Source organism: Fibrobacter sp. (assembly GCF_045131395.1).
Lineage (GTDB): Bacteria > Fibrobacterota > Fibrobacteria > Fibrobacterales > Fibrobacteraceae > Fibrobacter.
Window position 1 is genome coordinate 196,159 of sequence record NZ_JBGUQY010000046.1, and the last position, 14,329, is coordinate 210,487.

The window sequence follows — 14,329 nt, forward strand, 5'->3', positions numbered from 1 at the left end:
TGTTTTTTTCCAAAATTTGGTTCAGCCCTTTTGGGGAGGAAAAACAATGAAAAAGAAATCTCTGCTCTCTTGGATTTTCCTGTTTGCCAAAAACAAGAAAAAATACTACATCGCAAGCATTTTCTTTGCGCTTTTGCGCGTCACTTGCGGAATTGTCCCTTACATCATTATCGCTAACATCGTGCGCGAACTGCTTTCGGGTGTACGTGATTGGGATGTTTACTTTAATGAATGCTTGATTATTGCTGCATTCTGGTTTGGAAATGTCCTGTTCCATAGCATTTCCACGACGCTTTCGCACGTGGCGACATTCAATGTGCTCGGAAATATTCGCAAGGATCTTTGCGATAAGCTCTCACGTGTGCCGCTTGGCTCCGTTCTTGACATGCCTTCGGGGGCCTTAAAAAATATCTTGGTCGAACGCATCGATAGCATGGAAACGACGCTTGCCCATGTGGTTCCTGAATTTACCTCGAATTTAGTTCTACCCGTACTCATGTTTGTCTATCTATTCCATATCGATTGGCGCATGGGACTTGCTTCGCTTGGGACGCTCCCCATTGGCATTATTTCCGTGGCGTTTATGTTGGTCGGAGCGCAAAAATGGTTCAATAACACCGTCGAAAAAACAAAGATCTTGAACGATACCGCCGTAGAATACATTAACGGTATAGAGGTCATCAAGGCGTTCGGCAAGTCCAAATCTTCTTACGAAAAGTTCGTCGTGGCTGCTCACGACGGCAGTGAATGCTTTGTAGATTGGATGCGCAATTGCATTTGGCCGCATGCGGTCGCTATTATGGTCGTTCCGGCCACGCTGTTGACGATTCTTCCGATTGGCGGTTATTTCTACTTCCAAGGTTCTATTACCGCAGTTGATTTGATTACTGTCATCATTGTCTCGGTGGGTATCATGTTTCCTCTCCTTACCATCATGAGCTACAGTGACGATATCAGCAAGGCGGGAGTCATTTTTGGAGAAGTCGGCTCCGTTTTGGAAATGAAAGAACTCGCACGTCCCGCGACCGACAAGCAGAAGCCCGCAGACAATTCGATTACATTGAAAAATGTCCGGTTTAGCTACCACAAGGGCATCGAAGGTGAAGAAAAGAAGGAAATTCTTCATGGCATTAATATGCAGCTCCCCGAAGGAAGCTTTACCGCGTTCGTGGGCCCGAGCGGTTCGGGAAAATCGACGATTGCACGTCTTATAGCATCGCTTTGGGATGCCGATAGCGGCGATATCGAGATCGGCGGCGTGAACATTAGGGATCTTTCGCTTGAAGAATATAACCGTCGTGTCGCTTACGTTTCTCAGGACAACTTCTTGTTCGATTTGTCTGTTCGTGAAAATATCCGGCTCGGGCGTCCCTCGGCAACAGATGCCGAGGTCGAAGAGGTGGCGCGCCAAAGCGGCTGTTACGATTTCATTATGAGTCTCGAAAACGGCTTCGATACGATTGTCGGCGGTTCGGGCGCCCACCTCTCCGGTGGCGAGCGCCAGCGCATCGCCATCGCCCGCGCGATGATGAAAAATGCACCGATTGTCATTCTCGACGAGGCAACCGCCTACACCGACCCCGAAAACGAGGCCATCATCCAGAAATCCGTGGCAAAACTCGTACAAGGCAAGACTCTCATCGTGATTGCGCATCGTCTTTCTACCGTCAAGGATGCCGACAAACTCTATGTCATCAAGGATGGCAACATCGACAGCTGTGGTACGCATCAGGAACTGCTCGAAAAGGGTGGTCTCTACAAGTCCATGTGGCAGGCCCACATTAGTGCCAAGGATTCCGAGGAGGATGCATAAATGTTCGATACTCTCATCAAGTTCTTTAATTTCTGCGATGTCGAGAACCGCCGCAAATTCTATGGCTCCATTATCCTCGGCATTTTCAATTCCTTCTTCATGGCGCTCCGCATTGGAGCCATGGCAGTCATGTTACAAGGCGTTATCCGCCATGTACAAGGTGTAGCCCCGTTTACCATGGATACGGTTTGGCTTTCGCTTGGAATCATGATCGCAAGCCTTATCGGAGCAACAGTCACCAAGCGATACATGAGTATGTGGCAATGCGAAGGTGGCTATCGCACCTGCGCCCGCAAGCGTATAGAAATTGCTGAACACCTGCGCTACCTGCCCATGGGCTATTTCAACAAGAATAGCCTCGGATACATTACATCTGTTACGACGAATACCATGGAACAGCTCGGTGACGTGGCTACTCGTGTGGTCATGATGGTTACGCAGGGCATTCTCGATACGATCCTTATTATCGTGATGATCGCCTTCTTTGATTGGCGAATCGCGATTATTGCAACTGTAGGTTTCGTGGCGTTCCTGTTCATCAATACGCTCATGCGCATGAATGTTCGCGCCGTATCGCATGAAAAAGTGGAATCCGACGGCAAGGTGGTCGAAAAGGTCCTCGAATACATCCAGGGAATCGCCGAAGTTAAGGCCTACAACATGACTGGCAAGCGTTCCAAGGAGTTGAACGAAGTCATCGACAAGAATACCGGTGCCAATATCTCCATGGAACTCAAGTGTGTCCCGCTTTCGAATTTGCAGACCTTTGTCGCGAAAATTACCGGTGTCGCCATCATGATGTTCTCGATTCATTTCTACTTGAACGGCTCCATGGAACTTGCAGATTGCGCAATTATGCTTGTGTGCTCTTTCATGCTGTTTGCGGCCCTTGAACTGGGTGGCAGCTACGCGGCACTTCTCCGTGCTGTCGATATCTCGGTCAACCGCGCAAATGATATCTTGAATAAGCCTACCATGGATATTGAAGGCGAAGAAATTGCCCCTGCCAATCACGATATCAAGGCAGAAAGCGTTGATTTCGCCTACGACAAGCGTAAGATTATTGACAACGTGACACTTAGCATTCCAGAAAAGACGACCACGGCTATCGTGGGTCCGAGCGGTTCCGGAAAAACGACTCTTTGCCATCTGCTTTCACGCTTCTGGGATGTAAATGCCGGCTCGGTGACTTTGGGAGGCCGCCGCGTACAAGATTACAGCATGGACAGCCTGATGAAGAACTTCAGCTTCGTGTTCCAGAATGTGTATCTGTTCCATGATACGATTGAAAACAACATTAAGTTCGGCAATCCGGGGGCTACGCACGAACAGGTTGTAGATGCCGCCAAGAAGGCCTGCTGCCACGACTTTATCGAAAAGCTGCCCGACGGCTACAATACGGTAATCGGCGAAGGCGGCGCAAGCCTCAGTGGGGGAGAACGCCAGCGCATCTCCATTGCCCGTGCCATCATGAAGGATTCTCCGGTTATCATTCTGGACGAAGCCACCGCAAACGTGGACCCTGAAAACGAACGCGACTTGATGGACGCTATCCAGGAACTGACCAAGGAAAAGACAGTCATCATGATCGCTCACCGCTTAAAAACAGTGCGCCACGCCGACCAGATTGTTGTCTTGGATAAGGGCCGCATCGTGGAGCAAGGCAAGCACGAGGAACTCGTGAAGAACGGCGGAATTTACGCCCGCTTCATCGATTCCCGCCGCGAAGCCGTGAGCTGGAAATTGTAATGCAAATCCAGCTTTCAGATCATTTTACTTATGGACGGCTATTACGTTTTGTATTGCCGTCCATTTTGACTTTATTTTTCACCACAATCTATAGCATTGTTGACGGCGTATTCGTCTCGAATTTCGTCGGTAAAACGGCGTTTGCCGCAGTCAATTTCATCATGCCGATTCTTATGGTTCTTGCTTCGTTCGGTGTAATGATGGGTTCCGGTGGCAGCGCTCTCGTTGCAAAACTTTTGGGCGAACAGAACAAGATCAAGGCAAATCAAGTCTTTTCGATGATTGTCTATACAATGTTCATGTTTGGCATTATCGCAAGCATTACCATCTCGTTTTTCATGGAAAATATCGTTTCTTTTTTGGGAGCGGATGGCGAATTGCTTACTCAAGCAACCCGTTATGGGCGTATAGCTGTTCTCGGCGGAACTGCGTTTATATTCCAGCACATTTTCTACTGCTTTTTAATCGTGGCGGAAAAACCCAAATTAAGCTTTATCATCACGGTTACGGCGGGAATCACCAATGTTTTGTTAGACATTATTTTTATCGTCATTTTGAAATGGGGTATCTCCGGGGCTGCATTTGCAACAGTAATCGGCCAAATGGTCGGTGGATTTGTTCCCCTCGTATTTTTCCTTTTGCCCAACAAGACTTCTTTGCGGCTTGTAAAGCCTTGCCTTGATGGTTCAGCTCTATTAAAAACATCGACAAACGGAATTTCTGAACTGGTATCAAATATCGCCATGTCTGTTGTAAGCATGCTCTACAATTACCAGCTCATCAAATTCGCTGGCGATACAGGTGTTGCCGCTTATGGCACCATCATGTATACAAGCTATATATTCTCGACCTTTTATATGGGATATTCATTCGGTAGAGCCCCTATTGTAAGTTATCATTATGGTGCAGACAATACAGACGAGCTCAAAAATTTGTTCAAGAAAGATTTGGTCATCGTCATCTTCGCAGGCATATTACTGACTGCAATCTCCGAAATTTTAGCATACCCAATTGCGCACATTTTTGCAAGCTACGACCCCAATTTGTTTGAAATGATACATCGCGGCATATACATTTATTCTTTCGCCTATTTACTGATGGGAATAAACTACGCAGGGTCATCGTTCTTTACAGCTTTAAATAACGGGCTTATTTCAGCAATCATTTCATTCTTGCGAACATTCGCCTTTGAAATCATTGCGGTGCTCACCCTGCCCATTTTGTTTAGACTTGACGGTATCTGGGCTTCGGGAGTTGTCGCAGAAATTGCCTCGTTTGCAGTCACGGTAGTCTGTATCGTGGCACTCCGCAAAAAATACGGTTACTATTGATTATATTTCGTACTTGCGAAACAGATCGTTTAAGCCATGAACAAGAATTTCATTGCAATTATTTACGCTATAGCAGCGGCAGCATTTTATGCATTGAATGTTCCTTGTTCCAAAATGCTGCTTGCCCAAATTTCACCTGTTTTTATGGCTGGCTTACTTTACATCGGCGCAGGACTTGGCATCGGCATCCTCTATTTGTTTCACATCAAGCACGAGCCACAAACAGAACGGCTTGGTAAAAAAGATTTGCCCTATACTTTGGGCATGGTCTTACTCGACATCATCGCACCCATTTTGCTCATGTTCGGCGTAAAGTACGGAACATCTAGCAACGCATCGTTGCTCGGAAACTTCGAAATCGTCGCGACAACACTGATTGCGCTTTTCATTTTCAAAGAAAGAGTCTCCTTACGTTTATGGCTTGCCATTTTATTTATAACGATATCCAGTTTTATTCTCTCATTTGAAAGTACCAATGATTTCAATTTTTCAATTGGTTCCATCTTCGTTCTCGGAGCGACAATCTGCTGGGGGCTAGAAAACAACTGCACCCGTAGAATCTCAGACAAAAGCACTTACCAGATTGTAACCATAAAAGGTCTTTGCTCAGGATTTGGTTCAATCATCGTCTCCATCACAACAAGCGAAATCAGCTTTGCAGCAAAATACATACCAATCGCGCTGTTACTTGGCTTCGTCGCATACGGCCTGAGTATATTCACGTACATCCGGGCACAAAAATATTTGGGGGCAGCAAAGACGAGCGCTTTTTACGCCATAGCGCCGTTTATTGGCGTCCTGTTTTCCTTTGTACTTTTAGACGAGAAATTTACGCTACAGAACGCCGTCGCATTCCTAGTCATGGTTGTCGGAACTACTTTCGTCATTTACGACACACTTGTCCGTTCGCACATTACATAAACTACAAAGGTAAAGTAAATATGAAAAAATACAGAATACTGCTTGCCAGCGCGATGCTGTTCCTTGCCGCCTGCGGCGACGAATCTTCTAGCGCAAGCAACGAAGAAATCATTTCGAGTTCCTCTGATTCTGACGATGAAATGTCGTCAAGCAGTCTCAAGGAATCATGCCCCAACAAGACTCTCTCGTCTTCTAGCGGAGATCAAATAGATCCGACGACACTTTTCGAGACGCGCGTCCCGCAAAAGGAAGTCCATTTATGTACATCGCAAGACGGTCTTGAAACAGAACATTCTTTCGATCAACATGACTGGATTTGTTCCTTCCACTATGCCGATAAAAGTGGTTTTGTCTATGTGCAGGGCTCTCCGACTGATTGCGAAGGTGTTTGGTGGCCATACCCGGTCATTACAGCGGATACTGCTATCTTATACGTCAACAAAAAGTATGTCCCCTTAACCGACTTGACATACGAATGGGGCGGAAATCATCATAGCGACCGATTCCGCTTTACATACGACGGAAAAGTCTACGAATATCACCATTCCTCCATTGGTGCTGCATATCGCCCCTGTCAAGAAATGGACTGCATGCGGGTTTACAAGTCGGATGGCGAGACCCTTATCGAAGATGGATGTGGCACGGATGAAGAAGATGCGGGCAAGATAAGGACTTTGCCTATCGTTTGCCGCTTTGCTGACGAAGAAGGCTACTTCGGCGACTTCACCGACACGTTTAAACCATGCGGCGGTGACAATCGAGAGTTTTAATTTTTAACGCACTCTACATAGACCAAATCGATTCGGCCTTCGATAACGCGGTTCATTTTAATGGACCAGCCGTTAGATTCCAAGAAGGCCTTATATTCTTTTTCAGTCCATTCGTGAGCAAAACGGATACCGACAAGGCTCAGGAATTTTTGCCAAAGATTTTTCTTGCCGCCTTCACGAAAAAAGAAGTTCGGGGCAATCAGCAGGCCGTCATCCTTTAGAACGCGACGGATTTCCGCAAGCGCCTTTTCTGGATTCGGAATAATATGGAGCGCATTTGCGATGACGACGACATCAAAGGAATTATCTTCGAACCGGAGCGATGTTGCGTCAGCCACTTCAAAGCTCAAATTTTCAGGATTTTTCGCCTTGAGCGCTGTTTCGATCATCCTCGGAGCAAAATCAGTCGCTACTACGGACTTTGCCGACGGCGCGATATGCCGGGCAATCATCCCGGGGCCGGTCGCAAGTTCAAGGACGTCCTTATCCTTTGCGACTTCGGCGATTCGCGCATACAGATAATCGTAAATGTTCTTCTGCGACCGCATCGAAAGTTCGTAAACCGGCGCAAAAACGTTCCATACATTCATAATAGACCCCACTAGGGAGCAATATAGTTATATGCAACGACTGCGTTTTTGCGTGCTACAGCATCGTCGAGGAATTCGAACATGGTTCGGTAGGCATAGTCGCGAACTTCCTTGCGAGAAAGGAATAAATCGTGCATGCCGTCTTCAACGGTCACCGTCGTGACATCGGGACCCAACTTGGGAGCCCATTTTTCAAGAAGGTTCACATCCAGCATGCAGTCGCAGCGCATGTAATCTTCGTCCCATTTGACGTTGTCGACCGTACAGCCGCTACGCATCATGAGTACGGGAGCCTTTATCTGCATACCCGCGTGAATCCACTTGATGCCTCTTGTGGTGGCGCGAAGATAACCGAAGTACTGTTGTGGCCAGTCATCACTTTTCAATTCCGTATTGAATTCCCATTCGCCTCTTTCGGTCTTCAAAAGAGACTTGTTGTACTTGGGTGATTCCTGCTTAGGCGCTGGTGCGTCGGGCATCAATAGCGCGACATCCGAAAGTACGGGGAATGCCACAGTACGAACGAACCAGCTGTTTTTATAATCAAGGAAGGGACTGTTCAAGACCAGCGCCGCAAAATCTTCGCTATTGCGTTCGTTCAGATAATTGGGCGTAATCAGGCCTCCTTGCGAGTGCCCTATAATGACAAACGGCAAATTGCCTGCGATTTTTTTGCTGAGAGCTACGGCGGCATCCAATTCAGCATAGTATTCCTTGACGCTACGCATGTCGGAACGAGGATCTCCATCACGATACGAACGCCCGTTGTAATGCAAGTCGATGGCGAAAAAGGCAAATCCGGCAGAATCAGACTTTTCAGCGAGTTCTTCTTGGAAAAAGTAATCGTTGTAGCCGTGAACATACAAGATTATCCCTCGCGGATTAGAATTCGGTGCTATCGAGCGCGGCGAACTACCTGCAGGGTATTCAATAAGCGTAGAACGAAAAACCTTGTCGTACGGATTCGTTTCTATCGGGTAAATCTGGTAGGGAAGTCCCAGTTCCGGGTCTACAGTTTTTTGTGCCAAGGAATTGCTGACAATCGTTTGCAGGGTCGCAGCCGGGAGCGGTTTGCTGTACGCCTCGTCGCGTTTCTTTTCTTTGCAGGCAGCAAGGCAAGCATTAGCGGATGTGGCGGAAATTAAAATTGCTAAAGTCGAGATGATGGTTGTTTTTACTTTGTTCATGCCTACACAATAAAAAATGGACCGCTTGCTCGCTACTCCGTTTAGACTTTCAAAAATCCACCGAGATTATATTAGGAGTTGAAATTGTTAGAGCTGTAATACTATCTTTATAGTATGAATGAACCGGTTTTACAGATTGCCCAAGGCTTAGCCATTCCGTTCTTGGGAACAGTTCTTGGAGCCGCTTGCGTGTTCTTTATGCGCAAGCCGATGGGCATAAACCTTAAGCGCGGCTTGCTTTCGTTTGCGGCGGGCGTCATGGTGGCTGCTTCGGTGTGGAGCCTACTTTTGCCGGCCATTGAGGCGAGCGAACCGATGGGGAAGTTGGCGTTTATCCCGGCGACGGTCGGTTTCTGGGCGGGCATTCTGTTTTTGTTCCTGTTAGACAAGATTGTGCCGCATTTGCACATGGATAGCGATACGCCTGAAGGCCCCAAGGCGAAACTCAAACGCACGACTATGCTTACGCTTGCGGTAACGCTCCATAACTTTCCCGAGGGCATGGCCGTTGGCATTGTATTTGCAGGCTGGCTATCCGGAAATACGACCATCACGCTTTCGGGCGCATTTGCGCTTGCCATCGGTATTGCTATTCAGAATTTCCCTGAAGGGGCGGTGGTTTCGCTCCCGCTTCGCGCCGAAGGAGCATCCCGCAAGAAGGCTTTTGCCCTGGGTGCGCTTTCTGGAGCGGTGGAGCCTGTGGGTGCCTTGATTACGCTGCTTGCCGCCGAGGCCCTTTCGCCTTTCATGCCCTATTTGCTTTCGCTGGCGGCCGGTGCCATGATTTATGTCGTGGTCGAAGAAATGCTCCCCGAAGTCAGTGAGGGCGAACATTTTGACGGCGGAACGATTCTCTTTGCTTTCGGCTTTACGCTGATGATGGTACTCGACAGCGCTCTTTGATTGTCAAAACATATAATCAAAAAACGCCACGGCATTCGCCGTGGCGTGGATTTTATTATGGCAAAAAAGTTCGCTTGGAATTAGAAGCTGAATACAGTTTCGAGACCAAGGGTGAGGCCCGTGTCGTCACCGGCGTCGTCGCCGACGGGGATGTCGAACATGGCAAAGCCCGTGATTTCAAGACCGTCAACCGGAGTCAGGTAAGCGCGGAGACCCACATCGAATGTCGAAACATCGTCATTCTTGTCGAGTGTATTCGTATGGTATTCCACCGGAATGCCCAAGGTGAGAGCTTCCAAAATGCTCACGCTCGGTTCTGCATAGGCAAAGAAGTATTCGGGAATTTCTTCGCCGTGTACAGTCGGAGCGTCTTCGTCAAAGTAGGCGTAGAACACGGAACCCTTGACGTTTACGTTACCCACGGCAAGAGACGGTTCTGCCAAGAAGGCGTGAGTCGGCTTCGGTTCGTCTTCGCCGAGGTAGTCAGCGTGCAAACCATAAACGGCGTGCAAACCGATTGCGCCGAACTTCAGGTTTGCATCGATACCGGCATGCAGCTCGTTATGCTTTGCTTCCTGGTAAGACTTGTAATCCACGAACGGGCGCAAAGTGCTTTCGCCAAGGCCCAGTTCATAAGCCAAGTGTGCATCGTAGGCTACACCTATGCAGGATTCTTCGCCATCTTCTTCAACGCAAACCAGGTTGTCGTTGTCGCCGCGACCGTAGCCGAGGCCAAAGATGATACCGCTAAAGTCAATTTCGACGCCACGGATGTCGTGTTCTGCCATGCCGGCTGCATTGTCGGCAGGGTCATCGTATCCGTAGTAGTTCAAGAATGCGCCTTCCGAGAAGGTAAGGTCGCCGAGCTTCACGTTAAAATTGTCACTATGCGTGTACTGTACGAATGCTCCGTTGTAAATCGCTGCCGGATCGGTGGACTCGCCATCGGCTTCAAGCTGCACAGATGCAGACCACTTCTCATTGAATTTGACATCTACATTCAGGTCGAAGGTAGAGGCGTAGGAATGGCTCTTGATGTCTTCGTTAATGACATCGCCGGTGTAGGCGTCGAATTCGACTTCACCGGAGAACTTGACTTCGGGCCCTTTAGTTTCCTCTGCTGCAGCGGCTTCCTTTGCGGCAGCTTCTGCCGGAGCTTCCTGAGCAAAAGCCGGAATAGCGAAAACAGAGGCGGCGGCAAGGCCGAATAAAAGATTGGACGACAGACGATTTTTCATAATTAGCTCCTATGACGGTTTTATTTTCTCTTTTTGTAACACTCCGTCAATTGTTTTACAATTAGTGCTACAAAAATGCTTGGCAAATGCCTTTCATACGCCTATGTTGCAAAGACTGTGCCAAGATGTTTTTGTTTATTTCAATTTGTTAGATAAGTCTAAGTTAGGTCGTTTAATTAAGGGCTGGCAGGTTTTGGGCCTACCAGCCCTTAATGCTTCTTGATCCTAAAGGTTTAGTCTTCGAAGCGTTTTTCCTTGTTGGCCTTCATTCCGAAGACCTTGAGGAAGATTCCTGTTCCAACCAATACTGCGATAGCGGCGACAATCCAGGTCGTGTTTCCGCCAACGGGCACCTGATAAAGCAGCACCGCCACAGCCCAGGCAAGGAGCGTCTGCACCGTAGCCATCAGGATAGCAAGGCCGAGGCCGATTTCGCGAGCAACCACGCCCATGGCAGCAAGGCAAGGAACATAGAGCAAGATGAAGATCAGGAATGCGAACACTTGCCAGTTGAACCCATCCACCGGGTTCCCGTTCTTGTCGGGGTTGTGGAAGTAAGAACGGAGATTGGCGTAGATGTCTGCCGTTTCAGAAAGGTCGCCTTCTTCGAGAGCGCCCATTTCGTCTTCGGAGAGTTCAAGGCCTGCGGCGGCCAGTTTTTCGAACACGGCCTCACGGGTCTTTTCATCCTCTTCTTCTTCGCCGAAGGTTTCGATGGCAGCGAATTCTTCGCAAGTCAGAACCTTTGCGCCTTCAATCTTGTCGAGTGTTTCTTTCTTGAGTTCGGCAGCTTCCTGGCCTTCCAATTCGCCGGAGGTTCCGAGCGGGTCGGTGAGCGAACCGAATACTTCGGCTAGGTTTGCAGGAATAGAACCGAGGGCTTCAAGCACTGCGCCCTTAATATCCGGAGCGCCACCTTCTTCCTCTTCTTCGGCGGGGCATTCGTCCACACCGGCGATCAACACTTTTTCTTCTTCAGCAGGTTCTGCAGCGGGTGTTTCGGCTACAGCTTCTGCGACAGCTTCTTCAGTTGTGGCGCTATCCGTTGCGGCGGCGCTATCCACGGCAGGAGCGGCACTGTCTGCAACAGCCACCACAGAGTCGACAACAGTGCTGTCTGCGGTTGCAGCGGTGCTGTCAGCAACAGCAACTTGTTCTGTTTCAGGAGCGGGTTCCGCGGCTGCTTCGGCAGCATTTTCTTCTGCGGCCTTATTTTCTTCAACAGGTTCCGTGGCCTTGCCATCTGCGGCTTCAGCCTCGGCATTTTCCCCGGCCATCGAATACAGCGAGTTCATGGTACCGATAACGGCTTCCTTGGCGAGCAAGCCCGTAAACAGCGACACGGATGCGGGCCAGTTTTCCTTCTCGACGCCGAACGGTTCGAACACCGGCGTAATCGCCTTACCGATGGTAGAAAGCAGGCTGTTTTCGGAGTCACCGTTACCGGCGGTAAATTCAAAACCTGCCGGTTCATCGGCTGGAGCATTTTCGTCCACAGCCTTTTCCACGATGCCGAAACTGTTCAAGAATCCGAGAATGGCAACAGCAATCGTAATCACCTTACCGGCGCGCCAGATATAGTCGCGTAGCCTCTGCCAGCAGTGGATCATCAGGGACTTGAACTTGGGCAAATGATACGGCGGAAGTTCCATCACGAAGTTGCTGGCCTGTCCTTGGAAGAGTGACTTCTTGAGGAACAAACCGTAAGCGATAGCGAACAGCACACCGGCGAGGTAGAGCAGGAACACGACCGTGCCCGCCATCTTGCCGAAGAACGCCGCGGCAAACAGCGCATACACCGGCAGGCGAGCGCCACAGCTCATGAACGGCACCAAGAAAATGGTGAGGAAGCGTTCGCGCTTCGATTCCAGCACGCGAGACCCCATGATACCCGGGACACCGCAGCCAAAGCCCACCATCATCGGCACGAAGGCGCGACCGGGGAGCCCGAGGAATCGCATAAAGCGGTCTGCCACAAAGGCGGCACGGGCCATGTAACCCGAGTCTTCCAAGAACGAAAGGCACAGGAACATGAAGAAAATAACCGGGATGAAGGTCGAAACCGTCTGGATACCGGCACCGATACCGTCGGCGAGAATGGCGGACACAAAGCCCGGCGCATGGAGAACATCCGTGAGCACGTAGCCGAAGCCGTCCACGAAAATCGCGCCGAACAGCACGTCAAAGAAATCAATAAATGCGGAACCTATCGTCACCGCAATCCAGAACACCAGATACATGATGACAAGGAATATCGGGAGAGCCGCCCAGCGGTTCAAAAGTACGGCATCAAGCTTGTCAGAGAAGGTCTTCTTGGTGCGGGTAGAAACGGCCGCCTTGCCAGCCACATTGTGCGAAATGGAATAGCGGTTTTCAGCCATGGCAAATTCCGGCTCTTCGCCCAGAATCTTCACGATTTCGGCCTTGTCGAGCTTCACGCCCGCTTCGGCAAACTTGTCCGCATAGCTCTTCTGGTTGCCCAAATACATGAGTGCCACCCAGCGCGCATCCGTCGCCAAAAGTTTTGCAACGGTCGCCACCTTCGGTTCCAGCACCTTCACGGCTTCTTCAATCTTTTCGCCGTATGTAATCTGCTTCGGGAGCGGCATCGGGGATGCAAGCACGTGGCCCATCTGGCTGATAAAGTTAGTGACGCTCTTTTCGTTCACGGCAGAAAGCGGAATGCACGGCACGCCGTAAACGTCGGAAAGCTCATCTAAATCCAACTGGATTCCGCGATTTTCGGCGATATCCATCATGTTGACGGCAATCACCATCGGGATGTTCATGTCGGCAAGCTGGCTCGTAAGGAACAGGTTGCGTTCCAGGTTCGTCGCATCGACAATGTTGATGATCAAGCTTGCTTCGCGGCTAAGCAGATAATCGACAGCGGCGCGTTCGTCTTCGGCATTGGCGAACAAGGCGTAAGTACCCGGCAAGTCCACCAGGCGAATCTGGCGGTCGCCCAGTTCAAAATAACCTTCCTTCTTCTCGACCGTTACGCCGGGCCAGTTACCCACATGCTGGCGAGCACCCGTAAGGGCGTTGAAAAGGGCCGTCTTACCGCAGTTCGGGTTACCGGCAATCGCAATCGTCAAAAGTTTTCTAGCAGCCATTATACCCTCCTCAACTTGAGCACGTTGGCTTCTTCCTTACGGAGCGAAAGCCTGTAAGACAGCACGCCCACCTCGATCGGGTCGCCGAGGGGTGCCACCTGCAAAATTTCGAGAACGACGCCACGCACAAGCCCCATCGAAAGCAACTTGGACTTGTAAGCGGAATCGCCTTCATTATAACCGACAATTTCCACCTTGTCGCCACGTTTCAAATCAGAAAATTTGGGTTCCATGACCCATTTCTTTGCAGGGGATTTGCCTCCGCATCCACAGTTACAGCTCATTTCTTCCTCTTGTTGAGATTTTCCACTGATTTCATAAATTCTTCAATTTTGGCGAGCGTCTCTGCCGAAAGGATATGCTCCATGTTGCAGGCGTCTGTATTGGCGTTATCGTCGGACACTCCCAAATGTTGCAGGAACTGCCTCAGTAAAAGATGTCGGCTTAAAATGGTGACAGCGACTTTTTTCCCTTCTTCGGTGAGTTCCACGCCGCTGTAAGGCTCCTGCGACACGAGCCCCTGTTTCTTGAGCTCCGCCACCGCGCGGGCTACCGAGGGCATCTTGACCGTAAGCGCCGCCGCGATATCCCTGATTCGGGCGATTTTGTTGGTCTGGAGCAAAACGTGAATCACTTCCAAATAATCTTCAAGACTCTGTGTTAGCTTTGATCGTCTCATTCTTTGCCTAAAATGTTTACCTAGTCTAATTA

Annotated in this window: 12 protein-coding genes; 6 read left to right on the forward strand and 6 right to left on the reverse strand. The window is 49.5% G+C overall.

Annotated features, from left to right (window positions below):
* Positions 1-46: 46 nt before the first annotated feature.
* From ACJMNB_RS12035 to ACJMNB_RS12055, 5 genes are read left to right on the forward strand one after another with little or no spacing between them, the layout of a single operon-like run.
* Positions 47-1,813, forward strand: coding sequence for an ABC transporter ATP-binding protein (locus ACJMNB_RS12035; RefSeq protein ID WP_405342778.1), 1,767 nt, complete (start codon positions 47-49; stop codon positions 1,811-1,813).
* On the forward strand, positions 1,814-3,562 hold the full coding sequence (locus ACJMNB_RS12040) for an ABC transporter ATP-binding protein (RefSeq protein ID WP_405342780.1): 1,749 nt from the start codon (positions 1,814-1,816) through the stop codon (positions 3,560-3,562).
* Positions 3,562-4,893: an MATE family efflux transporter gene (locus tag ACJMNB_RS12045; RefSeq protein WP_405342782.1), complete on the forward strand. Its 1,332-nt coding sequence runs from the start codon at positions 3,562-3,564 to the stop codon at positions 4,891-4,893. Before ACJMNB_RS12040 ends, ACJMNB_RS12045 begins: the two co-directional genes overlap by 1 nt.
* A 36-nt stretch (positions 4,894-4,929) precedes the next feature.
* A complete protein-coding gene (locus ACJMNB_RS12050; protein ID WP_405342784.1) occupies positions 4,930-5,814 on the forward strand; it encodes a DMT family transporter in 885 nt (294 codons plus the stop codon).
* Between the two features lie 20 nt (positions 5,815-5,834).
* Positions 5,835-6,584 carry a hypothetical protein gene (locus ACJMNB_RS12055; RefSeq protein ID WP_405342786.1) on the forward strand — a complete coding sequence of 250 codons (750 nt, stop codon included), beginning with the start codon at positions 5,835-5,837 and terminating at the stop codon, positions 6,582-6,584.
* Here ACJMNB_RS12055 and ACJMNB_RS12060 read toward each other — a convergent pair.
* Entirely contained in the window at positions 6,581-7,174 is a 594-nt protein-coding gene (locus ACJMNB_RS12060; protein WP_405342788.1) for a class I SAM-dependent methyltransferase, read from the reverse strand. The genes ACJMNB_RS12055 and ACJMNB_RS12060 overlap by 4 nt on opposite strands.
* An 11-nt stretch (positions 7,175-7,185) precedes the next feature.
* The gene (locus ACJMNB_RS12065; RefSeq protein ID WP_405342790.1) at positions 7,186-8,361 is read right to left on the reverse strand and encodes an alpha/beta hydrolase; all 1,176 of its coding nucleotides are present in this window, start codon (positions 8,359-8,361) and stop codon (positions 7,186-7,188) included.
* A 114-nt stretch (positions 8,362-8,475) separates the two neighbouring features.
* Between ACJMNB_RS12065 and ACJMNB_RS12070 the strand changes: the two genes are divergently transcribed.
* Entirely contained in the window at positions 8,476-9,264 is a 789-nt protein-coding gene (locus tag ACJMNB_RS12070) for a ZIP family metal transporter (protein WP_405342792.1), read from the forward strand.
* Between the two features lie 80 nt (positions 9,265-9,344).
* Here the strand turns inward: ACJMNB_RS12070 and ACJMNB_RS12075 are convergent, their stop codons facing one another.
* The 4 genes from ACJMNB_RS12075 to ACJMNB_RS12090 all read right to left on the reverse strand — a co-directional run bounded on the left by ACJMNB_RS12075 (position 9,345) and on the right by ACJMNB_RS12090 (position 14,297).
* Positions 9,345-10,502, reverse strand: a complete 1,158-nt coding sequence (locus ACJMNB_RS12075; protein ID WP_405342794.1) for a hypothetical protein — start codon at positions 10,500-10,502, stop codon at positions 9,345-9,347.
* 233 nt (positions 10,503-10,735) lie between these two features.
* On the reverse strand, positions 10,736-13,618 hold the full coding sequence (gene feoB / locus ACJMNB_RS12080) for a ferrous iron transport protein B (RefSeq protein WP_405342796.1): 2,883 nt from the start codon (positions 13,616-13,618) through the stop codon (positions 10,736-10,738).
* Positions 13,618-13,902, reverse strand: coding sequence for a ferrous iron transport protein A (locus ACJMNB_RS12085; RefSeq protein ID WP_405342799.1), 285 nt, complete (start codon positions 13,900-13,902; stop codon positions 13,618-13,620). The genes feoB and ACJMNB_RS12085 overlap by 1 nt, the downstream gene beginning before the upstream one ends.
* On the reverse strand, positions 13,899-14,297 hold the full coding sequence (locus ACJMNB_RS12090; protein WP_405342802.1) for a metal-dependent transcriptional regulator: 399 nt from the start codon (positions 14,295-14,297) through the stop codon (positions 13,899-13,901). The genes ACJMNB_RS12085 and ACJMNB_RS12090 overlap by 4 nt, the downstream gene beginning before the upstream one ends.
* Positions 14,298-14,329: the final 32 nt, after the last annotated feature.